Genomic DNA, 26,375 nt, shown 5'->3' on the forward strand with positions numbered 1-26,375 from the left:
AGGCAAGAAAGGCAAAAGGAATGTCCCTGCCGACATTCCTTTTCTTTATTGTATAGAGACAAAAAGATCACGTCTGGTGAGAATTGGAGAGGAAGAGGAGAGAATGGCATACAAGATCGTCTTTTTTGACATTGACGGCACGTTGTTGAACACGGCTCACAGCATTCCCCCCTATACAAAAGAGGCCGTCCGCCAACTAAAAGCAAACGGTGTGCAGGTAGCAATCGCCACCGGCAGAGCCCCTTATCACCTGCGTCCGATCGCACAGGAGCTGGACATCGATACCTTTGTCAGCTTTAACGGCTCCTACGTCATCGCCGACGGAAAGCAAATCTCCCATACTCCGCTGCCGCTTGAAACGCTTGCAGCCCTGGAGCAGGCGGCGAGTGCGAACAATCACCCCATGGTCTTTCTCGGTCCAGAAACCTGCTATGCGAATGCCGAGCAGCATCCCGAAGTAATTGATTCCTTTCGCTTCTTGCGGTTATCACCGCCGGATGCCCATCCACGGTACTGGGAAACCACTCCGATTTACCAAGCGTTTCTCTACTGCAAAGCTCACGAGGAACAAAGGTACACTGCCGGAGCACACCGGGTTTCCTATGTGCGCTGGCATCCAAATGTGATGGACGTGCTGCCCCAAAACGGTTCCAAGGCACGGGGGATTGAAGCGGTCCTTCGCTATTATGGTTTGCGGCCTGAACAGGCGGTTGCCTTCGGTGACGGCCTCAATGACCGCGAGATGCTCTCCTATGTGGGCATGGGAGTTGCCATGGGCAATGCACATGACGAGGTAAAGCCGCTGGCCAAACGAATCACACGCCATGTAGATGACAACGGCATCTATCACGGTTTGCGCGAGCTGGCGTTAATCTGAGAGTTGCCTTCTAAAAATTGACAGTTTTTTTATCTCATAATCACTCCCTCCATGCACAGGCTATAGCCATAGAGCATGGAGGGAGTGAGTTTTTTTGCGAGTCTTGCCCCCGATATTCGTAGCCCTCGCATTGGTCGGCTTGGCGGTTATTCCTTTGACCTGGAAACAAAACCAGGAGATGCGCGAGCCTCATCCCCGCCTGACCTCAGTGAACAGCAGCATTCCGAGGATTAACTATATCGAGCAAGTGCGGGATATCCGCCGGGATCTGGAAAGCCGATCCCATATCAAGGTCCTGCACCATAATGAGCGGGATAAGAGCCATTATGTCGAGCATGAGGTCGTCGTCCGTTTTCACCCGCGCCCCGATGCCAAAACGGTCGAAAAACTGCTCGCTTCGCTGGACGCAAAGGTAAAGAAAGATTACGGTCAAGCGATGATCATCAAATCGCAATCGCTCACAACCCACGACCTGATGAAAAAGCTGGCAGAGCATCCCGACTCCCTTTACGCTGAGCCCAACTATCTCTTGCTTCCCAATCGCGTCCCCAATGATACCTACTACAGGGAATATCAGTGGAACCTGCCGATGATTGGCATGGAAAAGAGTTGGGATATCACGCAAGGCAGCAGCAAGGTTGTGGTAGCCATCGTGGATACCGGGCTTGACCTGAAGCATCCCGAATTTAAGGACAAAGTGGTGGATGGCTACAACGTGCTGGAGGATAACAACCACCCGGAAGACGACAATGGTCATGGCACACACGTAGCTGGAGTGATTGCAGCGCGAACCAACAATGCGAACGGAGTTGCCGGCATGTCCTGGAACAGCAAGCTGATGCCCATCAAAGCCATCGGCTCGGATGGCGCCGGCTCCGCCTATGACATCGCGCAAGGCATCTATTGGGCGACTGACCATGGAGCCGATGTGATCAATCTCAGCGTAGGCAACTACACCCCCTCGGCAGCCTTACAGGAAGCCTGTCGCTACGCTTTTGAGCGAAACGTAGTCCTGGTGGCCGCTTCAGGAAATGACGCCAGTGAACAGCCGAGCTACCCTGCCAATTACAAAGAAGTACTCTCGGTTGCCGCCGTCGACCACAACAAGGAGCGGGCCGATTTTTCCAACTACGGAGATAGTGTCGATGTAGCTGCACCCGGTGTTGATATTCCCAGCACGTACATTTACAGCGACTATGCTGTACTGTCAGGCACCTCCATGGCCTGCCCGCACGTCACTGCTCTGGCCTCTCTGATCCGTTCTGTGCGGCCGGGCATGAAAAACACGGAAGTCATGGAACTGATCCGCACATCGGCAGACGACTTGGGACCTCCCGGCAAGGACAAGCTGTACGGTTACGGGCTGATTAATGTCAAGAACGCCCTGAACGGGGCAAAACCAGTCAAGCAAGAACTGAAGAAAAGCAAAGAGCCGGAAACACTCGGCGGACTCTTGCACAAATTCTTCTTGCGCCTTCGATTTGGAACGGAATAAGGGAGGGAAATCCTTTGAAAGCGTATATTGTTTTTGCACATGAAGGACATACGAGCTTTTGCCATGAAATCCTGAATCGTACCAAGCAGCTCCTTGAGCGCGAAGGAATCTCCTACAACGTCCGCGACCTCTACCAACACCATTTCCAGCCGGTCTTTCGCGGTGAGGACATGCATCGGGTCGAAGTAGGCGACGTGAGCGCCGATATTGCGGAAGAGCAGCAGCAAATTACCGATGCCGACCTGCTTGTGATGATCTTCCCTATCTGGTGGTGGTCCCCTCCCGCAATTATGAAGGGGTACCTGGACCGTGTCTTTACCAATGGCTTTGCCTTTCGCTACGGTGAAAAAGGGCCGGAGGGTCTGCTTCACGGGAAGCGGGCACTCGTCATGACGACTACGCGGGAGTCCGAGCATGATATGCGGGCAAGCGGCTTGGATCATGTCGTGGAAAAACAGATGGCTGATGGCACGCTGAGCATGATGGGCTATCAGGTCGTTTACCATAATTTCGCAGCCGTTCCCTACGTAAGCGAGCGAGCTCGCAAAGGGATGCTGAATGATATCGAAAACGATTTGCAGAAAATCCTTCAGCCTGCCGGCGTATAAGAAAAATCCCTGTCACAGACATTATTGTCATGCGGCAGGGATTTTCATTTATTTTTATGCGTTACGCTTGTTGCATGCGTCTTTTTGTAATGTAGTCAGTCTCATAGTAATGAAGCTCATCACGCAATTGTTCGAATACCTTGGACAAAGATAGCGTCAACTGTTTTAGCTCAGGGGTTACCTCTTTGCGGAAGATAATGGCATCGTGATCCGTGTAGGAATAGCGGCCATCCTCGTCGTACACTTCACCTTTGGGATAGTAGAAATTGTTAATACAGGAATGATACACCTGATACAGGACCTCTTCAGCATACTCTTCATGGAACTTTACCCGGCGCAGGGCTACGCCCAGCCGTTCGTTGGCATTTTCACAATACACCAGCAAATGGCGCAGGTCGGACAAATAGTTCCGGTAATACGCCTCGTATTCCTCAGGATCACCAGACTGTTCAATTAACCCCGACAAGGTTACTTGATTCAAATAGCGTTCCAGGTCCATGCTAACTCTTTTCAACTTCGCATACGTCTCTTCACACAACTGCTTCAGATGAGTCACTGACATATTGTCCCCCTTGCGTTGAAAGAATCCAGCTATTTTTGATTAGTATACTGGATTGCTTCTTTGCAATTCAAGGATTTCTTTTCTGCAAATCTTGCCTACGCACTTGTCGTTTCACCCGCTGCAGAGGAAGCTTTCTTGCTTTGTACCAGGTAGGTAACATATGCGGCAAACAGCCCCAAGAGCGTCATGAACAGAAGCACAGCCAAGTGATAGGTGACTGCGGACAGGCCGTGGCCTTTTGTCAAAATCTCTCGGACGCCATCGAGAAAATAGGTCAGCGGCAGTGATTTACCGATGGCTGCAATCGCTGTCGGCATGGACATGAGCGGCCATGTATACCCGGAGAGCATAAAGGATGGAACCGCGATCATCATCGCTGCCTGTGTCGCCTGCAGCTGGTCTTTGGAGTAAAAGGAGATGGCAAAGCCGATGGCCAGTACAGCAAGATTGAAGGCCGTGCCGATCAACAGCAAGTGGCCGGGACTTCCGTAATACGGAATGCCAAAACCCTTTAGCAATAAAGTAAATGTGAGCACGAGGTTAAATGTTGCAACCAACAGATAGGGCAGCAGCTTGCTAAAGGCAATCGCCCAAAACGAATGCTGCGCCACCGTGCTTCTCCAGGTTCCTTCTTCTTTCTGCTGCGTCACCGAGAGGGCGATCCCTAAAAACAACACCTGCTGCATGACCGTTCCGGCCAAGCCAAACACCATAAAGGACATGTAGCTGAACGTCGGGTTATAGAGAACGCGATAGCGGTAATCAATCCCAGTGTACAGCTTCTTCCCTTCTTCTCCCCATCCTCCGTGTGCTTCCATTTTTTTCAGAGTTACACCGGCAGAAACCGTTTTCGTTACTGTGTTGGCTGCCCGCACGGCTGTATTGGAAATCATCATATTGCTGCCATCAATCACGGTCAGCACATTCGCTTCACGACCGGCCTTGACATCCATTTCCAATTGGTTCGGAATGATGACGGCAACCAATGCTTCCCCTTTGTCGATGAGCGCCATCGCTTCCGTTTCCGTCGGTACCATATGGGTCACCCGGAACGTCTGATCGGCGTCAAAGGCTCTGGACAATTCTCTGCTCAGTTCACTCTGATCCGCATCCACCACGACGGTGGGAATCTCGGTTACTTTTTTCTCACTGTATAAGAACCCGAACAATGTCATGTAGATCAGCGGCACGACGAACACGACCAGGCGAATCGTCTTGTTTGCAAAAAGACGGCGCCACTCCTCCCAAAAGAGTTGGGATACGTTACTCACGATTACCAGCCCCTTCGAGCTTCCATTCGACACTGAGGCCCGGTCGCAGTTCTGCATCCTGGATCTCCATTTTTACCTGGAAGGAGCGAATGTCGCGATCCCCAAGCTCTTGGGTCGCTTTTTTCACAGCGAAATCAGCGGCAGGGGCTACGGTCAGTACACGGGCCCGTGTGTCCCGATTCAGGGAAGGGACATGCAACGACACCTCATCCCCTGCTTTGATGCCGGCAATCTGGTATTCATCTACATAAAATTTGACGTAATTGTTTTCTCTGCTTTGAATCGTAAGCACGGTAAACCCTTGGGCCACCAGCTCCCCTTTTTGTACGGCAATCGATTTGACCACACCATCCATAGGGGCCATGAGCTTAGTGTTGTTGAGATACGCCTCGATTTCATCCAGCGCACCCTTTGCCTGCTGAACACCTGCTTCTGCAGACTTTACGTCCAGCTCCTTAAGTCCGACCTGACCGCGTCCGGCAACAGCCTGGTCATAGGCTGCCTGTGCCTGTTCCCACTGAGCTTTGGAAGCATCCAGCTGTTCTTTGCGAGCGCCTGTTTGCGCCATTTTGAGCTGTTCCTCGACGGCTTTCAGTTCGGCCTCCGCTTTATCGTAATCCATGCGGGCTTCATCCACTTTTACCTGTGGAACGGCTCCTTCGGCCAACAGCTTCGTCATCCGGTCGAGCTGGGTTTGTGCGATCTGTTTTGCCGTTTGGGCGGCTTGCTGCTTAGCCTGGAGCTGTGCGATTTCTTCCGTGCGAGCGCCGTTTTTATTGGCTTCGTATTGGGCTTTTGCCGATTCGACGACGGCTTTGGCCTGATTGATCTGGGCGTTGCTGGAACTATCCGTTATGCCGACCCCTTTTTTTGCCTGCTCCAGTTTTACCTGGGCGAGATGATAAGCTGCTTGCGCCTGCTCCCGTTTCGCCAGCAGTTCCTCACTGTTCAGGGTTGCCACCAGTTGTCCGGCCTTTACGTCTTCGCCTTCCTTGACGGCAATCTCTGCGATGGAGCCTCCCATCTTGAAGGAAAGGTCGGCCTCTGTTCCTTCAATAACACCTGCTACCTGCACCGCTCGTTGTCCTGCCACACTGCCTGCCCCCGGGCCCATGAGATATACTCCCAGCACAGCAATACTGGCGACAAATCCGGTAACTCCCAACCACGCGCGTTTATTCATTTCTCCATTCTCCTCTTTCTCCTATATCTCGTTCGTTGTCACTTTTCATTCACTGCTCTTTGATCAGTACGCCCGAAAGCATCAGATGCAGAGTCCGCCGATCGGCGTCGGAGACTCCTTTTTCTTTGCGAAATTGTTTGCGCAGCATGGTAAATCCAGCCATTCCAAAAAGAGAGGAAATCATCGTGCGCACCTCAATATCCGGTCGTACATATCCCTCTTGCTGCAGTTCGGCGACATGCCCTTCCATCGTCAAAAAATACCCGGACAACAGCCTTCCGATCATTTCATCCCGCTGCTCGTCGCCGGTGAAAAAGCTGAGCAGCAGCAGGCAAAGCTCCCGATTCTCGGAAAAGAAGCGAAGATGCTCATCCAGTACACAAAGCATGCGTTGATCCATCGACAAATCCTCTCGCTGCATCACGCGGTCTACGGAATCGATCAGCATCTTCACGCCTTTTTCAATCACGTACAGAAACAATTCTTCCTTCGTGGAAAAGTGATAGTACAAGGTCCCTTTTGCGACCGTTGCCACTTCGGCGATGGTATCCATCGTCGTCTCACTGTAGCCGTATTGGGCAAAGGCCGTGACAGCTGCTTCTACGATTTGATCTTTCTTGGATCGTGCCATCCCTCCCTCAACCTCCTTCTGCTGTTTGAACTGACTGGTCAGTACAAAATGTAGTTTAGTGCTTTTTCCCATTTTCGTCAACAGTTTTTCCGATATAATGAAAAAATACTATTGACATCCTGAAAGCGTAGCAGTACGATACCTGAGTAAATCAAACGTCCTCGTTAGGTGAGGCTCCTATACAAACACAGGCCACTGCCCAGAAATATCGAAAGATGCCTATGGGTAGAACAGGGATTGCCGGATTAAGGCTTTTCATAACGTGGCTAAGAGGCTTGCTCTCTTTACGTTGTATAGTGCCAAAACTCGACTAGGGGGAGCGGGATTCGTTTTGTGAAATACGCCTTGACGTTTTTCATAAAATTGGATGTGAACGCTTGCGGTCAACACTTTTTCCCTATGAGCGGGAAATCGGACATGACCGTTTTGTGTTGCATGCACCCAAACCCTCTAGACGCTCTAGAGGGTTTTTCTTATTTGCAAAGGGGGGATACCCACATGGAAGGCAGTCCTAGGATACGCAGCCAATCGTCTTTTTATCACCAACATTCTGTGATGCGGGAGAACCAGGTTCTCTATGCGTTCTTATGTTTCTTACGCAACGTTCTCAGCCCGCCCCTTCCAAAGAAGTGGGTTTCTTTCCCCATGCGTAATTGACATCCGAGCGAATAGAGAAAGATAGGTTCTGACAAAGAACTCTCCCGACAACAGGGGGAGTTTTTCTATTTTTCTCACTCGGAGGGATCGACTATGAAAAAACAACGGATCGATACACAAAACACCACAAATATGAAACGGCTCATCGAGTTCGCCACAGCTGATCTGGACGCTGTGATGAACGAGGTGTCAAGCACACCGACTGGTCTGTCAGAACAGGAAGCAGCGCAAAGACAAGAGACGTTCGGGACCAATCAAGTCGGACATGAAAAGCCGCCAGCATGGTACATCCAGCTGCTTTCCTGCTTCAAAAATCCCTTTATTCTGATTTTGCTGGGACTGGATCTGTTTTCCTACCTGACAGATGATGTAGAGGCCGCCATCATCATCACTACGATGGTATCAGTGAGTGTACTGATTACCTTCACCCAGGAATTCCGCTCGATAAAGACGGCAGAGAAGCTGAAAGCACTGGTCACCACCACTGCTACCGTAATTCGCGAGTCCGCGCCCAGGGAAGTAGAGCTGAAGGATTTGGTGCCAGGAGACGTGATTCATCTGTCAGCAGGTGATTTGGTACCGGCCGATGTACGCATCCTCTCCTCCAAAGATCTGTTTATCAGTGAATCTGCCCTCACGGGGGAAGCATTGCCTGTGGAGAAAAAGGATACGCTTGATCACACACCCAAGAATGCCTTGGAACTGGCGAACATTTGTTACATGGGGACGAACGTGATCAGTGGAACGGCTACAGCAGTCATCGTCGCCACGGGAGGCTCCACCTATTTTGGTTCCATGGCCAAGGCCATCTCGGGAGCACGTCCGCTGACCAGCTTTGACAAAGGCGTCAACAGCGTTACGTTTGTCCTGATTCGTTTCATGCTCATCATGGTCCCGATTATTTTCTTTATCAACGGCTTCACCAAGGGAGATTGGATGGAAGCACTGTTTTTTGGTCTCTCTGTTGCGGTTGGCTTGACGCCAGAGATGCTGCCCATGATTGTCACCGCGAACCTGGCCAAGGGCGCTGCCACAATGGCTCGAAACAAAGTGGTTGTGAAAAAACTGAATGCGATTCAAAACCTTGGTGCGATGGACATCCTGTGTACCGACAAAACTGGTACCTTAACCCAGGACAAAATCATCCTGGAGAAGCATCTGGATATCCACGGTGACGAGGATGAAGCCGTACTAAAATATGCGTACCTGAACAGCTTCCATCAAACAGGGTTAAAAAATCTGTTGGATGTGGCTGTCCTGGAGCGTGCTGAACTGACTGATCTGCTCGGCGCCGAAAAAAACTACAAAAAGGTGGATGAAATTCCTTTTGACTTCAACCGGCGCCGAATGTCTGTCGTCCTGGAGGAAGGCGGAAATGGCCACCTGATCATCTGCAAAGGAGCTTTGGAGGAGATTCTCTCGATTTCTACCCATGTATCTGACCGTGGCGACATCGTTCCCCTCACTCCCTCGATCAAAGGCAAGGTTCAGTCGATTGTGCAGGATCTCAACACGGAGGGTCTGCGGGTTGTCGCTGTTGCCATCAAGCGCGTTATGGCCAGCAAGAAAGACTATCATCTCAGTGACGAGCGCGATCTGCTCCTCGTCGGTTACATCTGCTTTCTTGACCCGCCAAAGGAAAGTGCTGCGGCTGCGATCAGCGCTTTGCGCGAACACGGTGTAGAAGTAAAGGTACTGACGGGGGACAATGCCGCCGTAACTCGAAAAGTATGCACAGATGTCGGCTTGCCTGTGAATCACATCGTGTTGGGCAGTGAAATTGAGGACTTGGATGATGAGGAATTAGCCCGTATGGCAGAAAAAACAACAGTCTTTGCCAAATTAAATCCGCTGCAAAAATCACGAATCGTCCGGGCATTGCAAAAAAACGGACATACGGTTGGATTTATGGGCGACGGGATCAATGATACAGCCTCTCTTCGGGACGCCGATGTGGGAATTTCCGTCGATACGGCTGTGGATATTGCCAAAGAATCAGCAGACATCATCCTGTTGGAGAAAAGCTTGCTGGTATTAGAAGAGGGTGTCATGGAAGGGCGGAGAACCTTTGGCAATATCATCAAATACATCAAGATGACAGCCAGCTCCAATTTCGGCAATATGTTCAGCGTTCTCGGGGCCAGTGCATTCCTCCCCTTTCTGCCGATGCTGCCGATTCATCTGTTGATTCAAAATCTGTTCTATGATATTTCCCAGCTTTCCATCCCATGGGACAACATGGATCGGGAATTTCTCAAATCCCCGCGCAAATGGGATGCGCAATCAGTCGGGCGCTTCATGCTCTATATTGGGCCCATCAGCTCCATTTTTGATTATGCCACCTACCTTTTGATGTATTTCGTGTTTGCGGCCCATACAGTCGCAGACCAATCCCTCTTTCAATCGGGCTGGTTTATTGAGGGACTGTTATCGCAAACGCTGATCGTGCATATGATCCGTACCGAAAAAATTCCGTTTGTGCAAAGCCGGGCAAGTCTTCCCGTGTTGCTTTTGACCGGACTGATTATGGTAGCCGGGATTTATATTCCATTTTCTGGATTTGGTGCAAGTATCGGTTTGCAGCCATTGCCGCTCGCTTACTTTCCATGGCTCGTCGCCATTTTGCTTGGCTATGCCCTGCTTACTCATTTGATCAAAAAATGGTATATCCGCAAATTTAACGAGTGGCTGTAGCGACACCTGCACTCAGCCAAGAGGGAAAGAAATGACCGCAAAGCAGAGAGAGCTTTGCGGTCTTAGCCTTCCATGATCTTGCGAAAGGTGTCCACTGTCGGCGGCATCGGCTGAACCCCGAGCTGCTTTTGCAAATTGGCGACGCATTTTTCATACCAGCGAATGGCCTGCGCCCGATTATTCTGCCGGAAGTATGCCAGCATCAGCAACCGATAGGCTTCTTCCCAGCAATCATCTACCGTCAGAATGGATTCACACCAACGGATCGCCTCATCCACTCTATCAGCATCGAGCAGCATCCGGGCCAAGCGCTCTGCCCCGCGCAAAAAGAGCACCCGCAGCCGCTCCCTTTCCGAACCACACCAGTCTTCATACCGGCAATCTGGCAGGTAGTCGCCTTTGTAAAACGAAAGTCCTTTTTCCAAAAGAACGATGGATTGGGCAGATTCATTCGCTTCGAGGCCGAGCGTGACAAAGCGCTCAAACTCTTCCACATCGATATGAAAACCAGAGGCAAGGTTAAAGCCGTATGAGCTGCCGTGCCGCTGTATGAAGAAAGCATGAGCCCGTGCCTCCCTGTTTGGCTCCAGCGCTTTGTTCAGGGCATTGAGTGCCACCTTGAAATCGCGTGTAGCCGTTTCCTCATCACTCTCTTCCCAGAGGATCGTAACGATGTCTTCTCTTGCCAGCAAATGCTTGCGCTTGGTCAGGAGAAGCTGGAACAGCTGCTTTGCCTTTCCCCGCTGCCACGCCTTCTCCCCCAGCTCCCGTTCCCCCAGCCAGAGGCGAAATTGTCCGAGCGTCTGAATTCTCAGCGTATAGCCAGGATGAAACGAGACATTTTGCAAGCCGAGATCGGTCAGCAGAGACGACACGTAATCAGGAGAAACCTGACGGCGCTGGGCCTCAATCAGGACCGGCATCAACTGCTGTACATCATGTGGGGTAAACATAGTCGGCCGCTGGAGCAAAAAGTGATACGCGCCGGTCTGGATCGCGGTAAGAGCCTGGCTTACTGCCGGGATAAAAGTATTCCACTCCTTCTGGCGGTAAGCGAAGTAGCTGAGCCACAAATGACAGATCGCGACTCCAAAGCTATCTCCGCATCGGCTCAGCCGCTTTTCACAATCGCGAATCCACTCTTCCGCCTGCTGCTCCTGACCACAGGTCGCATAGGCGATACCAATCGCCAGACGGACCAGGCTGTTCAGCCAGTCATCACGCATCGCTTCGGTCTCCTGGAGCCCTCGCTGTCCATACGAAAGGGCCATATCCAGATTCGCCTCTCTGCCGTAAAGCAGCGTAAGCCCTAGCAGCGTCTCCGATTTGCCTCTGGTCGATTGGAGCTCTTCCATAATCCGCAGCCCCATTTGATACAGCTCCCGAACCTGGTCAAAGGAGATCTGCTGACTCACCAGAGCCGCTGTCGCTTTCCGAACATACCCGTTTGCTTCCACAAAAGGCGAGTGAGCAGCTTTTCCCAGCTGAATTGCCGTTTCGGCTGCATCCAGGCCCTTCTCCCACTCTCCGTTCAGGCCGTAAACAAAGGCAAGCAATAACGAAGTTTCACGGTATGAGCGGGTCAATGCAGGCTGCTTTAATTGCTCGCTCTTCCACTTGCTCTCTAAAAGCTCAATGGCCGACTGCAAGCGCCCCGTCCGGAACAGCAATCTGGATTCCAGCTCTACCTCGGTTCGCTGTTCCCATTCCTGACTGCGCTGATACCAGTGAGCCGCTTGCTGTGCATCTCCTCGGTTCGTGTAGATTTCGGCCAACAAACGAAACAGCCTCGGTGCCATTTCGTGATCATCGGGCTGCAGCAACTGGATCGCCTGTTTCAACAGTTCCTCTGCCTTTACACCTTGGACACTGTCCAGATGCACTCGTGCAAGCCCTTCCAAACCACGGCACTGGCCGATTACGTCTTGTTTCATTTCGCAGAGCGAAAGGTAGCGGCGATAGGAAAGCAGGGCTTTTGGATACAGACAGCGGTATCGCTCAACTTCTGCCTGATAAAACCACAAGACATGCATCTGGTCTTTGATCTCGTCGGGAAGCAGTTGCAGCCAGTGTGACAGGAAATCGAGCTTTCCCGCTTGCAAGAGGGTACCTGCCGCTTGAGTGAGCCACTCTCCGAGCTCATCCCACGCTTCGATCAATCGCAAGTGTTCAAATCCCTGTTGAGCCTCCCCTTTTCGCTTGTACCACTCGGCAGCAAGACGATGCATGCTGACGTATTCCTCCGGCAGTCCTGCCAGCTTGCTCACCAGCAAACGACGAAAAAGCGGATGATAGGCATAGCGATTCTCTTTCGAAAGCAAGAACAGATGCCTGCGAAGGACCTCATCCATCCGCTTCCCTTCCTGCTCTCCGAAAACCTGACGTATATCCTCTGCGTCGAAGCTTTCAAACACAGCCGATCTCATCAGAAACGCCTGCAGTTCGGGCGTCTGCTTATCCCAGACCTCCGTCTCCAGAAACGGAAGAAAACGAGATGATTCGGAAGCACTGCCGACCGATTGCACACCGAGGGCTAATGTCTCGCCAATGGTCCGTACAGCTGTCGCCCAGCCCTGGGTCACATTTTCGATCCGCTCCCAGTCTTCTCCTGACAACGTCACATCGTACTCATCCAGAAAAAAGGTTTCCATCTCTTCTCGTGAAAAAACCAGATCAGCCACTGTGATTTCCATAAAATCTCCGCGCGCACTCATCACTTCTAAAAATGGCCAGGCTGGTCTGACGCGGGTCAGGATGACTACCCGAATATGCTGTGGCATGTTTGTGAGAAATTCCTGCACCCACCTGTCTATTTGTCCATCCGGGTGTACGTGATGAAAATCATCCAGAACAATGGTCAGCTCACTTGGCAGTTCCAAACATGCCTGAATAAACATATCCACGAAGGAATCGATCCCTTCCGCTTCCAAGCTCTGCTCCTCCCATGATGCAAGAGCCTGTTGAACGGCTCCCCCATGTGCGGGATACAAGCTGCGAATGCTCTCCAGCAGGTGCTGCAAAAATACGGGAAGCGTGTCATCCTTTTCCCCGACCCGATACCAGCATGCTTCTTTGCTTGAATGTTCCAGGAAGGCGGCAATCGCCGTTGTTTTGCCATACCCGGCACCCGCATGAACGATAGTCAGTGCTTTATGCCGCATTAATCTCAGTTTTTTGGCCAGAGATACTCGGTGAAATACGAAGGGCTTCAGGCGTGGAGAGGTTATTCTTGTGGGGCTAATCCGGGATGCATTCATCTCGCGTACACTCCTCAACGATCACATCATTCCTCATAATAGTTCCATGAGTGGCCGCAAATTCCTCCATTTCGAAATGACAAAAGCTTTTCTGCATGACAAAAGCCACCCGATGATCAGGTGGTCTTTCAACACAGTGCAACAGGGAGAAACAAGGTGCATTTAGTCGATCAGATTGAAGCCCTTTGTTGTGTAGCCAATATCATTTAACAGTGTTTGAAACTCCTCTTCCTGAACCTTTTCCCCTCGGACGATTCGCTGGTGAATATCGGCAATGCGATGATAAACGGCCGGGTTGGTCGAGACAAACATGATATTGTAGCGGGTTTCAGTCGCTAAGCGTGTCCCCATGACTCCAGCGACTCGTTGCTGCAATCGATCCGTGTGTCCATTATCAATGCGAACCGGCTTTCCCGGTGTATAGGCAACAGAGGGCCTGGGATTGATCGTATCCTGCTTCGGAGCCCCATCTGGCAGTACCCCGATCAATAGGTTATCCTTATAAGCAAGTACCTTGATGTCGACGACACCAGGAATCCTCTCTGCTCGATTTTCCAGCGCCCGAATGAGGTGCGGTTCTCGCGCATGACGATTTTTCTGCGTAATCATCGCCGCTGGCCCTTTATCCCTGCCGAAATTGTCGCTGGTCAGATTGATTCCAAACGCGTCGAATTTGGCGGGCGGGCCATGATAGTCCTCAGAGCCTTGCTGCTTGTTCGGCGTACACCCCGCGGTGCAAATCCCCAAAAGGGCAAGTACAGAAACGGCCTGTTTCCATCGATTCAAAGAAAACACCCCCTCAGTACTAGTGTGAGGAGGCAGGGTGGTTCTTACTCAGCCCCGAGCCTGTTTCATTTTGCTAATTCAAGTAGATGAACGTTCCGCTCCGACGGAGGAATACAACTTCGTACCTCCAACTTATTACCTATTTTGCAATTGTTACAAAAATGAAACCAATTCGCTACAAAAACAGGCTACAATAGACATACAACGACGACATTTTTCTCGAAAGAGGCCGAAGCTATGAAACGATTTATTCCTTTCCTCATTCTTGTCCTTATTTTAACGCTCTTCCCCCCTGGCGGTAGCTCCGCCAACACATCGGCCGTACTGCTGGGAAGTGACGTGCTGTTCAGCCAGTTTCCCCAAGTCATCAAAGGCAAAAAATTGGGCCTGGTGACGAACCAAACTGGAATCAACAGCAAAGGCACCAGCACGATCGATGCTCTTCGCCGTGAAAAAAATGTTCAATTAGCTGCTCTGTACACACCGGAGCACGGTCTTGACGGAAAAACGCCGGCGGGTCAGTATGTAAAGTCATACAAACATCCTGTCTATGGTATCCCCGTAAACAGCTTGTATGGCGCCACGAGAAAACCCACCCCGGAGATGCTGGCCGGTATTGATGTCCTTCTGGTTGATCTGCAAGATATCGGGGCCCGTACGTACACGTACATATCCACCCTCCAATACTGCATGACAGCAGCCAAAGAACAAGGCAAGCCGATTGTGGTGCTTGACCGCCCCAATCCCGTTGGAGGAACCATCGTTGACGGCCCCGTCCTGGAACCAGAATTCCGCTCTTTTGTCGGAGTCGATGAACTCCCGATGGCCCATGGCATGACAATCGGCGAACTGGCTCAGTACTTCAACCGTTCCATCGGTGCTGATCTTACCGTGATCCCCATGAAGGGCTACACCCGCCAGATGATCTTTCAGGATACGGGATTGAACTGGATTCCCAGCTCCCCGCGAATTCCCGATCTGTCAGCGGTTTTCGGCTACATGGCAACCGGTCTTGGTGAGGGAACCGGCATAACCCAGGCTGACAACTTCCGCTGGATCGGAGGCGACGGCATTGATTCTGGAAAATACGCTGATTCTCTCAATGGCGCATTGCTTCCCGGTGTCGTCTTTTTACCGGAAGATAAAGACAAAATGGGCGGTGTCCGGCTCCAGATTACCGATCCGCATCAGTTTAACCCGGCGAAGACAGGCTTGTACGCTCTCACCTACGCTTATCAACTCCATCCTTTCCAAGTGCCAAAGAGCGGCAAAGCCAAAACCATGTTCGATCTGGTGATGGGCTCAAACAAAATCGGTCAGTATTTGGAAGAAGGGTTAAGCCCGCAACAAATCGAGCAAAAGCTTGCCCATGATTTGGAAGCATTTCGCAAGCTGAGAGAATCGTATTTGATCTACACCGATATTCCTTTTATGCCGGTCGAGCCGATCCATCAAAAGGCGCAGCCATCTCAATCACAGACGGCTTCGTCCGCACAGCCAGTTCAGACGACTCAGCCTGCTCAGACAAGTCCGCCTGTTCAGTCAAATGCACAACAGCCAAATGCTCCTGGTCAGGCCCAGAGTACTCCACCCGCTTTGCCAGAACAACCGGCTCCCGGCTCCTCCCTTCCTTCTGAAGGGCAGAACCCGCACCAACCGGATGCGAGCAAACAGACAGAAGATAAAGTGGCCTACCTGACCTTCGATGATGGACCTTCTCCAATCACCAAGGAGGTTCTGGACATTCTCAAGCAATATGACATCAAAGCGACTTTCTTCGTGGTGGGAACGAGTATACACGGGCACGAAGACTTGCTCAAGCGTACCATTGCCGAAGGGCATGTGGTTGGCGGCCACACGTACTCCCATAACTATCGGTCTATTTACAAAGACATTACTGCCTTTTTTGCAGATTTGGAAAAAGGAAATGAACTCATTGAAAGTGTGACTGGAATCAAGCCTTTGGTGTTCCGCTATCCCGGAGGCAGCACCAACACAATCAGCAAAACCTATCAAGATCCTGCCAGGTACAACAGTAAGCAGACCGTGATGAGTGCGATCAAGACAGAGGCAACCAAACGGGGCTATACGTTTATCGATTGGAACATCACCAACGGGGATGCGCGCAGCAACAAGTACACGCCGGATAATGCTTTGGCCAATATCAAGCAGCAGGTTAAGAATCAGAAGGAGATCGTGGTCCTCATGCATGATTCTTCAACAAAAGCTTCCACCGCCAAATCACTTCCGGCAGTCATTCAGTTCCTGAAAGATCACGGTTATCGATTTGATACGATTCATCCGGAAAAATCTACAGTCGCTACTGTCAAATAATCCCCGTTTTGAACCAACTCTTTACGCGAGTTGGTTTTTTTATTTTGGCAACAATATCACTGACGCACTATTATTCGGGGAGGAAATGAAGTGAGTTACACCTGTTACCATTGTGAGCACGAGTCAGAGAACGCTCACCTGATTACGTTTTTTCAGGGCACTGACGAGCGCGACGAGTTGCTTTGTGACCATTGCTATCGCGATTGGCTTGAAGGTCTGAAAGTTGATACGTAGCCATCGTTTGCCAACAACAAAAAATAAACCGCCTGATGCTTCCATTCTCAGGCGGCTTTCCCTCTTATTCATAACGGTCCTTTTAACCATCGGTCATTTTTTACTTTTCGGAAGTAGTCAATCCTTCGTAGCGAAGGCGCAGTTCCCGTTTTAAGATTTTGCCGCTTGGATTACGCGGCAGATTTTCGGAGATGACCACGTACTTGGGTGCTTTGAAGGATGACAATCGCGCCTTGCAAAAGTCCAGTATATCCGCCGCTTGCAGCACTTCTCCCGCCTTGGGAACGACCACTGCTGTGACAGCTTCGATCCAATACGGATCAGGAATTCCGATGACGGCTACCTCAGATACCAGGGGATGCTGATAGATCACTTCCTCAACTTCCCTGCTGGCAACATTCTCTCCACCCGATTTGATCATATCCTTTTTCCGATCGACCACCGTGATATACCCTTCCTCATCCATAATGCCGAGATCGCCGCTGTGAAACCACCCCCGCTGAAAAGCTGCTGTTGTTTTCTCTTCATCCCGGTAATAACCAAGCATTGCATGACTCGTACGATGCACGATTTCACCGACAATACCACGGGGGACCTCCATCCCTTGATCGTCGACGATCATCGTCTCGACATTTAAAGCCGGTCTGCCTGCTGATCCTGCCTTGCGAATCTGTTCGGAAGGTTTTAGTACGGTTGCCAGCGGTGCCACTTCAGTTTGACCGTAAAAATTGTAGAATTGGGCATTGGGCAAGCGCGTTCCCAGTTCTTTCAAGATTTCGACAGGCATGATGGCTGCTCCGTAGTAGCATTTGCGCAGGGAAGAAAGATCGCGAGTCGAGAATTCGGAAGAGCGGAGCAGGGCAATCCAGACCGTAGGCGGACAAAAAAGCTGGGTCGCTTGATAGGTTTCCACGTTTTTCAAGATCAGGTCGGGCTGAGCCTGCTCCAGAATGATCCCACTCGCTCCGAGGTAGACATAGGGTCCTAAAAAACAATGCAACTGGGCACTGTGGAAAAGCGGCAGGGCATGGATCGCCACATCATCCTCTGACATCCCTCCGTCGACAATGGTACTGACATATTCGGACAGTACATTTTTATGTGTCAGCATAACACCCTTTGGTTTGGATTCCGTACCGCTCGTGTACAAGATATGTACGACATCATCATCGTCCAGCTCTACCTCCGGTTCTTCTGTACTGGCGTGACCAAGCAGTGTGCGAAAATGAGCCCATTCCCCTCCCGGCTGCTGAAAATCAGAGATCGAGGCCCGCATCACTGGGCGGCAATTCGCTTTGCTTATTGCTTCTTCGCTCACTGTCTGGAACTCTGGGGAAGAAAAGACAGCACGTACCTCGGCATGTCCCAGGATAAAGGCCACGTCGTCAGCATTGAGCATATAGTTGATCGGAACCATTACGATTCCTGCTTTGGCCAGAGCAAAGTTGAGGATGACAAAGTCCATCGAGTTGCGCGACAATACAGCTGCTTTCTCTCCTTTTTGCAATCCGCTTTGGAGGATGACGTGCGCAGCCTGGTTCACAAGCTTGTCAAGCTGCTCGTATGTAAGGGCCTCGTCACCGAAGCGCAACGCGATCTTATGGGGGAATCGTCCTCGACTTCTGCGCAAAATATCCCCCAATGTATTTCTTCTGGCTCTTTGAATCTCTCTCATGTACTTCCCCCCAGACTTTTCCTTTTTTCCATTATACTATGAATATTCAGATAAAATCAGCTTTCTTGCCATAAAAAATCCCTGACAAGAAAAGCGTCAGGGAGAAGAACTCAAGGTTATGAGGTTGTATCTATATTATAGTATATATCTTTAGATATACTCAATCGGTATATTTAGTATGCGAAAGAAAGCCTTGCCGTCTGTTTAGCAGTGCGAAAAAAATAAGCGGCGACTCGCTCTGCGTTACTAAGTCGCCGCAGCCCCCAAGAAGCTCGTATGAGTGCTTACTTAAAGAATATATCATGTTCTACATACTAGGGAATATGAAGTGGATGGCTACAGAAGAAAGTTTTGGTTTTCGACATATTTCACTTGCAAACAGTGTTAAATTGTTGCTGTTCCATTGCGACTCTTCTCATAAGTCGATAGAATATTGACTAGTGGTACGATTCATTGGAGGTGTTCCATTTGCTACAAACGCCGCTCGGCCGACTCCGTTTTATCGGCCTCATCGAAGGTATCTCCTATCTGGTATTGCTTGGCATCGCCATGCCGCTCAAATATATGGCTGACATGCCAAAAGCCGTAACCATCGCCGGTTCCCTGCATGGTGTGTTCTTTGTGCTGTTCATGGCTGCGCTCGCCCATGTATTTTTCGCCAATCGCTGGTCCTTCCTGCGCGCCGTCGGTGCGTTTATCGCATCGCTCATCCCTTTTGGCAATTTTGTTCTCGATGTACAGTTGAAAAAAGAAGAAAATGCAATGAAGCGCTCTTAACACCGATTTACACGGATGGATGTGCCCCCGAACAGGGGGCTATTCTTTTTTTTGTCCGCAATCGCTCTTCATCCTTCCCTGCTGACTAACACGAAAAAATAAAAAAACGGATGCTCACATCCGTTTTGATCGCACTTGTATGGCGGAGGGAGAGGGATTCGAACCCCCGTGGGCTTGCACCCTAACGGTTTTCAAGACCGCCCCGTTATGACCACTTCGGTATCCCTCCGTATTAATTACATCGTTAACTATAGCATATTTTTGTTTCCGTTTGCAAGAGGGTATATCAAAAGAGCCCCTCCGAAACGAGGAGCCCTCTTTCCTGTTTTTCTAACGTTTTACGACGACGAGTTTCAGTTCCGTAAGCTCTTCGATTGCGTATTTGATACCCTCACGCCCCATGCCGCTCTCTTTTACCCCGCCATACGGCATGTGGTCCACGCGGAAGGTCGGAATGTCATTGATCATCACACCGCCGACGTGAAGCTCATCTGCACATTTTAGCGCCAGTGAAAGATTCTGCGTATAAACGCCGGCTTGCAAGCCAAAGCGGGAATCGTTGACCAATTCCACCGCTTCTTCCACGGATTCCACGGCGTTGACGATGACAATCGGACCAAATACCTCTTGGCAGGACAGTTTGGCGTCGGCAGGTACCCCGGTCAAAATAGTCGGCTGCAGTATGCGCCCTTCTACGCTGCCGCCGCACTCAACCCGAGCCCCTCTCTCTTTGGCCTCTTCGATCCAGGCCAGGGCACGATCTGTCTCTTTTGGCGAAATCATCGCGGAATAATCGGCTTCTTCGGACAGAGAGTCGCCTCCGCGGAGCTTGTTTGTCTCGGCTATCAACCGCTCCAGGAACGTCTCGTATACTTCCTTTACCACGTAGATTCGCTGTACGGAAATACACACCTGACCAGAGTAAGCGAATGCACCAAAAATGCAGCGAGGGATCACCTCATCCAGATTGACACCGCGGTCAATAATCACGGCAGAATTGGAACCAAGCTCCAGCGTGACCCGCTTCAAGCCAGCCCGATTGCGAATGTCAATCCCAACTGCAGGACTTCCGGTAAAGGTCAGCGCTTTTACCCGCGGGTCTTTCACCAGCAAATCTCCCACGCTGGCCCCGCTTCCGGTCACCACATTGAGTGCCCCTGCCGGTACGCCTGCCTGCTCGGCAACCTCTGCCAAAAAGAAAGCAGAGAGCGGTGTTTGGGAAGCGGGCTTCAGAACGACCGTATTCCCGGCTGCAAGTGAGGGCCCCACTTTATGGGCGACGAGATTCATGGGAAAGTTAAAAGGTGTAATCGCGCCAATTACGCCGAGCGGCTCCCTCACCGTATATGCGAGGCGTCCCTCCCCGCCGATTGCTGCATCCAGCGGGAGCGTTTCACCGTGAATCCGTTTGGCTTCTTCCGCCGCAAACTTGTACGTCTGAATCGTCCGGATCACCTCGCCCCGTGCAGTCTTGATCGGCTTCCCTGCTTCGAGGGCTATGATCTTGGCCGCTTCTTCCAGCCGCTGATCCATGATGTGCGCGATTTTCTCCAGTATAGCAGCCCGTTGATAGGCTGGCATCCGGCGCATGACCTGGGCTGCTTCCTGCGCAGCAGTAATCGCTTTTTCTACCAAATCACTGTCTGCCTGGGCAATTTCGGCAATTTGCTCGCCGCTGTAAGGAGCGTATAACGGTGAATAACGCTCTGCCTCTACCCATTGCCCTCCAATGTAGCATGCCTTCTTCATAATCCAGCCTCCCTCTCTCATCGCCTTTTTATGAAAATCCGCTTCGTTCCTCCTGCTTCAAGCCTCTGTCAATTCACAGGTGTACACAATGTTTCCAATACATTTTCCATCACACGCAAGCCTTCCTCCAGTTGCTCATCGGTGATGACCAGCGGTGAGAGAATCCGAATGACGTTGCTGTAGAGTCCGGCCGAGAGAACCACTAAACCGCTCTGGCAACACGCCTGTGCGATTTTGGCAGTCAATTCTTTGTCCGGCTCCTTGCCGGCCTTATCTTTGACGATCTCAATCGCGCACATCGCCCCGATTCCGCGGGCATCCCCTACCTGTTCAAAGCGCTCACTGAATCCTTCAAACCGCTGTAGAATCTGGTCTCCGATCTGATTGGCCCGATCCATGAATCCGTCCTGCTCCATCATTTCGATTACCTTCAGCGCAGCGACACAGCCAAGCGGACTGCCCCCATACGTCCCCCCAATCTCTCCCGGGTTGGGCGCATCCATGATTTCTGCCCGTCCGGTAACGGCACTAATCGGCAGTCCTGCCCCGAGGGATTTGGACATGACGATCAGATCAGGTTCTACTCCAAAATGCTCCATCGCAAACATTTTTCCGGTCCGGCCAAATCCGGTCTGCACTTCATCCGCAATAAACAGAATGCCATATTTTTCGCAGATCGCTTTTACGCCCTGTACGAACCGTTTGGACGGAATAACAAATCCGCCTTCACCCTGCACCGGCTCCATGATGATGGCTGCCACTTCGTCAGCAGGCACTTCTCCGAGGAAAAAGTCCTCAAAACGGCGCAGCACCTGTTCATCGCACTCCTCGGGAGTCGTTCCCGGAGTTGCGCGGTAATAATACGGATAGCTCATCTTGTAAACATCGGGAGCAAAGGGGCCAAACTGGTATTTGTACGGTCGCACCTTGCTGGTCAGGGACATGGCCAGAAGCGTCCGGCCGTGAAAGCCTCGCTCAAAGGAAATAATCGCCTTGCGTCCGGTGTATTTCCGGGCAATCTTGACGGCGTTCTCGACAGCTTCCGCTCCGCTGTTCAGAAAGAAAGTCTTTTTCGCATGTGCGCCAGGGGTAATTCTGTTCAACGTCTCTGCCAATTTTACATACGGCTCGTACATCATCACGTGGAAGCAGGTATGGATATACTGATCCAGTTGTTCCTTCAAAGCTTCCACGACGGATGGCGGACAGTGACCCGCGTTGATCGTTCCAATCGCACCGCCAAAATCGATAAATGTATTGCCGTCCACATCCGTCAACAGCGCACCTTCTGCTTTCTCCACGAAGGTCGGTACCGTGTTAAAAGGGCCACGTGGTACGTGATCTTCCTTTCGAGCCAGCAGTTCCTGCGCTTTGGGGCCAGGAATAGCCGTTTTCAGTTGAATAAATTTGGTTTGCGTAGAATCCATCTGAATCTGCTCCCTTCCATCGGTTATTTTTCGAATGACTCAAATTCTTCGTACCCACACCACTCCATCATCGTCAAGGCAAAAATCTCGGCGCATCGGAAAACGGCATCCAGTTCGACCGACTCGTTCGGATAATGGGCGACGGCTGTCGTACCCGGACCCACGACGATGGCAGGCGTATCAGCCAGCACAGTCAGCAGACCGCCATCTGTCCCCCAGGGGGAAGCCTCAACAACAGCGCGTTCTCCTGTGACCCGAACGAACTGCTGCTGCAAAATTTCCATCAAGGGATGATTTTCAGCGACTTCACCCGGGACCCAGCGGGCTCCGAACCATTCCAGCTCGACCGGATGCTCGGCAAACCAGGGATCGTGATTGGCCAACTCAGAGAGGGCTTCCGCCATTTCCTGTTTGGCGTCTTCCATCTGTTCGCCAGGCGCTACACCCATTCGCCCCTCCAGCTTGACGAGATCGGCAACCGAAGAGGGCCATTTGCCGCCTTCGATCACGCCGATGTTGATCGGGATCGGAATGGGCAGTTTGGCATACAGCGGATCGGTAATGCGTTCGTTCCGCTCTTTTTCCAGCTTGGCGATCGCATAGACGACCTGCATGCTTTTCTCGATCGCGCTTACCCCCTCATAACGGGTACCGCCATGCGCAGAGCGGCCTTTGACGCTCAAGCGAAACCACATTGAACCTTGCTGCTTGGGGAAAATCTTCATGTTGGTCGGCTCCGGGATCAAAGCGGCGTCCGCTTTGTACCCTCGCAAAATGGTGGCGAGCGTTCCCGCACCTCCGCTTTCCTCTTCTACGACACTCTGGAAGATCACATCCCCTTTCAAGCGGATGCCAAGTGCTTGCAAAATTTGAATCGCCAGCAGCGAGGAGAGGTTTCCTCCCTTCATGTCTGTAGAGCCGCGACCGTACAGCTTGCCGCCGACGATTTCTCCGCTGAATGGATCATGCGACCACTGGGCCGGGTCTCCTGCGGGCACCACATCAACGTGTCCGTTCAAAATCAGTGATCGCCCGCCGCCCGTTCCCTTCCAGACGCCGACAACGTTGGGACTTCCGGAAAATTCAGTTCGCGGGGAAACGAAGTAGGGGTGCTGGATCAGTTCTTCTCCCTCCATCACCCACAGATCAACCTGCATCCCCATCGCATGCAGTCTCTGTGCAATCTTCTCCTGGATGGAAGCCTCCTTCCCCTGAACACTTGGTTCTCGAACCCACTCCTTCAGCAATTCGGTAGCTGCCGGACGTTCAATCTCCATCTTTTCCCGTATCAGCTCATGCCAATTCGTCATGGAAATCCTCCTTTATCGGAAAACTCTGACCTCTTTGTCTATTTTTAATTCCGCTTCCGTCGCCCCTATTACCTCTGCCACACTATATGGATACATTACTTCACGCAGATACAGACCATCCGAGCATACCTCCAGCACAGCCATATCGGTGATGATCAAGTGGGCAGCACCGACAGCAGTCAACGGAAGCGAGCATTCTTTGACGATTTTCGATCTCCCGTTTTTATCCAGATGCGTCGTCAATACCATCACTTTTTTTGCTTTTTGGGCTAGTTCCATCGCCCCGCCCATACCTGGCACCCTTTTGCCTGGTAGGATCCAGTTGGCGATATCGCCGCGTTGGCTCACCTCTAAAACGCCCAGAATCGTCATGTCGAGCAACCCTCTGCGGATAATGGCAAAAGCTGTAGCGCTGTCAAAGAACGATGCACCGGCGGCGAGTGTGACCGGGAAACCTCCCGCGTTGCACAGCATCGGGTTTTCTTCCCCTTTTAACGGGCTTGGACCCGTGCCGAGAATGCCGTTTTCTGCGTGAAACAATACGTTTTTCTCTTTAGGGATAAAGTCGGCTACCAGGGTGGGAATACCAATCCCCAGATTGATAATCATGCCATCCTCTACCTCTTGAGCTGCCCTGCGCGCTATTTTTTCACGAAAGCCCTCAGTCTCCTTTACTTCTCCCACGCCCATTGCCAATTCACCCCCTCACTTTTCACGATGTAATTGACAAAAACGCCCGGCGTCACGACCTCTTCCGGATCAATTGCTCCGATCTCCACGATCTCATCGGCTTCCACGATGGTAATATCCCCTGCCATCGCCACCAATGGATTGAAATTGCGAGCGCTGGTATCGTAGACGAGATTGCCAAAGCGATCCGCCTTTTTAGCATGGACAATCGCAACTTCTGCGGTAAGCGGTGTTTCCAGAAGGAATTCCTTGTCGTTCACCAGCACCTTCTCTTTCCCTTTTTCGGCGATGGTGCCCAGGCCGATATCGGAAAGGATGCCGCCCAGCCCTACACCGCCAGCACGCACGCGTTCGGCGAGAATGCCCTGGGGACAAAACTCCACCTCCAGCTCTCCCGCTGTCATCTGTGCACCGGCATTCGGGTTGGAACCGATATGTGAAGCGATCACTTTCTTTACCCGTCTTTCCGTTATCAGTTTCCCAATGCCGATATGGGGAAACGCCGTATCATTGCTGATCAGGGTAATATCCTTGACGCCTTTGTCCAGAATGCCCTGGATCAGGGTAGGTGGATTGCCTACCCCGCCGAAGCCTCCCGCTAACAATGTCATGCCATCATGGAAATGGGCCAGCACCTCTTGTATCGTCACTACCTTGTCAAAACCGTTTGCCATTTGTCCTCCTCCCCATGCATTTGCCTAGGATTGCTCTTTTCTCAAATCCTCTTGGACTTGCATCACAGTCTTTTTCAACAGCTCGACCAATTCATCGATCTCCTCGGTCGTAATCGTCAGCGGTGGTGAGATGATAATCGAATCACCGGCTATTCCTTCCAATCCTCCGGTTGCCGGATAAACCAGCAGTCCGTTTTCAAACGCTTTGGCGATCACCTGATTGGCAACTCCTTTGGATAATGGGAATGGCTCCCGCGTCTTTTTCTCCTTCACGAACTCCAGCCCGCACAGAAGCCCCAATCCGCGTGCTTCTCCGATCAGGGGAATCTCCTCTGCCAGCTCTTGCAGTTTTTTCAGGAGGTAAGCACCCTGAACGGCTGCCCTCTCCACGAGATGATGTGCTTCCACGTAGCGCAAGACCGCCAGCGAGACAGCTGCCGACTGCGGATTGGCACTGTATGTGTGCCCTGCCATGATCAGCCCTGAGCCGCGGGTAATGGTGTCAATGATCGCATCCGTAGCCATTGTCGCCGCCATCGGCGTGTAGCCCGCACTCATCCCCTTGCCCAGCGTCATCAGGTCCGGCTTGACTCCCCAGTGGTCCATGCCGAACTTCTCCCCGGTGCGTCCGACTCCGGTCATGACTTCGTCAGCGATAAACAGGACATCGTATTTATCACAAATCTCGCGAATCCGCTGGAAATAACCGTCTGGGGGCACCACAGCTCCGCCGGAAGCCCCGATAACCGGCTCGGCAATAAAAGCGGCAAGCTGATCAGGCCCTACACGCAAGATGGCGGTCTCCAGCTCATTGGCACAATGGCTGGCATATTGCTCAAGTGACATGCCATCTGGCCTGCGGTAAGGGTATGGGGGTGAAATCGTCGGATAATCAGCTAACAGGGGTACAAAACGTTTTCTGCGCAACACATGGCCGGACATCGACAAGGCCCCCATCGTAATGCCATGGTAGCTCATCCAGCGGGAAACCATTCTCGTTTTGGTGGGCCGTCCTTTTTCTTGCCAGTATTGAATCGCGATTTTCTGGGCCGTCTCTGTCGCTTCTGACCCGCTGTTTACGAAAAAGCTCCAATTCAGTTCGCCGGGCGCCCACGATGCGAGCTTTGCGCCCAGCTCTTCCACCGCTTCACTGCTAAAATGCGAGCGATAGGCAAACGAGACCTTCAAAGCCTGTTCCCGCATTGCCTCGGCAATCTCCTCAATGCCATGACCGATACTGGCCGTGACCGCGCCGGAACAGCCATCGATGTATCGTTTGCCGGCCACATCGTACAAATAGATCCCTTTGCCGTGGGAAACCTGGGGATAGGTCTTCCCCAGCTCAGGCTTTATGACATAGCTTCTTTCCATCAAAGCCACCTCTCCTTCTTTCCTTCATCCTATCTGAAGCAGAATGGGGTGCCATTCGACTGGCTGCAAGAAAAAGCGTGACAAAGAGACGGAATGTTTTATACATTTTGTAT

The 26,375-nt window shown here is 51.5% G+C and carries 19 protein-coding genes, 1 tRNA gene and 1 riboswitch; of the genes, 6 read left to right on the forward strand and 14 right to left on the reverse strand.

Annotated features, from left to right (window positions below):
* Positions 1 to 103: 103 nt before the first annotated feature.
* From NDK47_RS16755 to NDK47_RS16765, 3 genes are all read left to right on the forward strand, one after another.
* A complete protein-coding gene (locus NDK47_RS16755) occupies positions 104 to 877 on the forward strand; it encodes a Cof-type HAD-IIB family hydrolase (protein ID WP_251870894.1) in 774 nt (257 codons plus the stop codon).
* A gap of 94 nt (positions 878 to 971) precedes the next feature.
* Positions 972 to 2,372 (forward strand): S8 family peptidase, encoded by a 1,401-nt coding sequence (locus NDK47_RS16760; protein WP_251870895.1) that lies wholly within the window; start codon positions 972 to 974, stop codon positions 2,370 to 2,372.
* A 14-nt stretch (positions 2,373 to 2,386) separates the two neighbouring features.
* On the forward strand, positions 2,387 to 2,980 hold the full coding sequence (locus tag NDK47_RS16765) for an NAD(P)H-dependent oxidoreductase (RefSeq protein ID WP_251870896.1): 594 nt from the start codon (positions 2,387 to 2,389) through the stop codon (positions 2,978 to 2,980).
* Positions 2,981 to 3,041: 61 nt separating this feature from the next.
* Here the strand turns inward: NDK47_RS16765 and NDK47_RS16770 are convergent, their stop codons facing one another.
* From NDK47_RS16770 to NDK47_RS16785, 4 genes are all read right to left on the reverse strand, one after another.
* On the reverse strand, positions 3,042 to 3,542 hold the full coding sequence (locus NDK47_RS16770) for a DUF3907 family protein (RefSeq protein ID WP_251870897.1): 501 nt from the start codon (positions 3,540 to 3,542) through the stop codon (positions 3,042 to 3,044).
* A 95-nt stretch (positions 3,543 to 3,637) separates the two neighbouring features.
* On the reverse strand, positions 3,638 to 4,813 hold the full coding sequence (locus tag NDK47_RS16775; RefSeq protein WP_407653312.1) for an ABC transporter permease: 1,176 nt from the start codon (positions 4,811 to 4,813) through the stop codon (positions 3,638 to 3,640).
* Entirely contained in the window at positions 4,806 to 5,996 is a 1,191-nt protein-coding gene (locus tag NDK47_RS16780; RefSeq protein ID WP_251870898.1) for an HlyD family secretion protein, read from the reverse strand. The genes NDK47_RS16775 and NDK47_RS16780 overlap by 8 nt, the downstream gene beginning before the upstream one ends.
* 49 nt (positions 5,997 to 6,045) lie before the next feature.
* Complete coding sequence (locus tag NDK47_RS16785; protein WP_251870899.1) at positions 6,046 to 6,627, reverse strand: TetR/AcrR family transcriptional regulator; 582 nt, start codon at positions 6,625 to 6,627, stop codon at positions 6,046 to 6,048.
* A gap of 153 nt (positions 6,628 to 6,780) precedes the next feature.
* A riboswitch (M-box (ykoK) riboswitch) is annotated at positions 6,781 to 6,952 on the forward strand.
* Positions 6,953 to 7,377: 425 nt separating this feature from the next.
* Between NDK47_RS16785 and mgtA the strand changes: the two genes are divergently transcribed.
* Complete coding sequence (mgtA, locus tag NDK47_RS16790) at positions 7,378 to 9,978, forward strand: magnesium-translocating P-type ATPase (protein WP_251870900.1); 2,601 nt, start codon at positions 7,378 to 7,380, stop codon at positions 9,976 to 9,978.
* Between the two features lie 62 nt (positions 9,979 to 10,040).
* Here mgtA and NDK47_RS16795 read toward each other — a convergent pair whose 3' ends face one another.
* Together NDK47_RS16795 and NDK47_RS16800 are read right to left on the reverse strand one after the other, a co-directional pair.
* On the reverse strand, positions 10,041 to 13,235 hold the full coding sequence (locus tag NDK47_RS16795) for an AfsR/SARP family transcriptional regulator (RefSeq protein WP_251870901.1): 3,195 nt from the start codon (positions 13,233 to 13,235) through the stop codon (positions 10,041 to 10,043).
* A gap of 162 nt (positions 13,236 to 13,397) precedes the next feature.
* Positions 13,398 to 14,021 carry a YhcN/YlaJ family sporulation lipoprotein gene (locus NDK47_RS16800; protein WP_251870902.1) on the reverse strand — a complete coding sequence of 208 codons (624 nt, stop codon included), beginning with the start codon at positions 14,019 to 14,021 and terminating at the stop codon, positions 13,398 to 13,400.
* A 237-nt stretch (positions 14,022 to 14,258) separates the two neighbouring features.
* Between NDK47_RS16800 and NDK47_RS16805 the strand changes: the two genes are divergently transcribed.
* Entirely contained in the window at positions 14,259 to 16,355 is a 2,097-nt protein-coding gene (locus NDK47_RS16805; RefSeq protein ID WP_251870903.1) for an exo-beta-N-acetylmuramidase NamZ domain-containing protein, read from the forward strand.
* A gap of 334 nt (positions 16,356 to 16,689) precedes the next feature.
* Here NDK47_RS16805 and NDK47_RS16810 read toward each other — a convergent pair whose 3' ends face one another.
* Positions 16,690 to 18,264, reverse strand: a complete 1,575-nt coding sequence (locus NDK47_RS16810) for an acyl-CoA synthetase (protein ID WP_251870904.1) — start codon at positions 18,262 to 18,264, stop codon at positions 16,690 to 16,692.
* A gap of 468 nt (positions 18,265 to 18,732) precedes the next feature.
* On the opposite strand from NDK47_RS16810, the gene NDK47_RS16815 reads away from it, so the two are divergent.
* Positions 18,733 to 19,041 carry a DUF3817 domain-containing protein gene (locus NDK47_RS16815; RefSeq protein WP_251870905.1) on the forward strand — a complete coding sequence of 103 codons (309 nt, stop codon included), beginning with the start codon at positions 18,733 to 18,735 and terminating at the stop codon, positions 19,039 to 19,041.
* Positions 19,042 to 19,181: 140 nt separating this feature from the next.
* Here NDK47_RS16815 and NDK47_RS16820 read toward each other — a convergent pair.
* The 7 genes from NDK47_RS16820 to NDK47_RS16850 all read right to left on the reverse strand — a co-directional run bounded on the left by NDK47_RS16820 (position 19,182) and on the right by NDK47_RS16850 (position 26,262).
* Positions 19,182 to 19,270, reverse strand: a tRNA-Ser gene (locus NDK47_RS16820).
* 101 nt (positions 19,271 to 19,371) lie between these two features.
* Positions 19,372 to 20,790, reverse strand: coding sequence for an aldehyde dehydrogenase family protein (locus tag NDK47_RS16825; protein ID WP_251870906.1), 1,419 nt, complete (start codon positions 20,788 to 20,790; stop codon positions 19,372 to 19,374).
* 68 nt (positions 20,791 to 20,858) lie between these two features.
* Complete coding sequence (gene gabT, locus NDK47_RS16830; RefSeq protein WP_251870907.1) at positions 20,859 to 22,217, reverse strand: 4-aminobutyrate--2-oxoglutarate transaminase; 1,359 nt, start codon at positions 22,215 to 22,217, stop codon at positions 20,859 to 20,861.
* A 23-nt stretch (positions 22,218 to 22,240) separates the two neighbouring features.
* Positions 22,241 to 23,527, reverse strand: coding sequence for a peptidase (locus NDK47_RS16835; RefSeq protein ID WP_251870908.1), 1,287 nt, complete (start codon positions 23,525 to 23,527; stop codon positions 22,241 to 22,243).
* A 12-nt stretch (positions 23,528 to 23,539) separates the two neighbouring features.
* Positions 23,540 to 24,217 carry a 3-oxoacid CoA-transferase subunit B gene (locus NDK47_RS16840; protein WP_251870909.1) on the reverse strand — a complete coding sequence of 226 codons (678 nt, stop codon included), beginning with the start codon at positions 24,215 to 24,217 and terminating at the stop codon, positions 23,540 to 23,542.
* Positions 24,199 to 24,891 (reverse strand): 3-oxoacid CoA-transferase subunit A, encoded by a 693-nt coding sequence (locus NDK47_RS16845; protein WP_251870910.1) that lies wholly within the window; start codon positions 24,889 to 24,891, stop codon positions 24,199 to 24,201. The genes NDK47_RS16840 and NDK47_RS16845 overlap by 19 nt, the downstream gene beginning before the upstream one ends.
* Positions 24,892 to 24,915: 24 nt before the next feature.
* Entirely contained in the window at positions 24,916 to 26,262 is a 1,347-nt protein-coding gene (locus NDK47_RS16850) for an aspartate aminotransferase family protein (protein ID WP_251870911.1), read from the reverse strand.
* Between the last annotated feature and the right edge of the window lie 113 nt (positions 26,263 to 26,375).

The organism is Brevibacillus ruminantium, assembly GCF_023746555.1.
Classification (GTDB): domain Bacteria; phylum Bacillota; class Bacilli; order Brevibacillales; family Brevibacillaceae; genus Brevibacillus; species Brevibacillus ruminantium.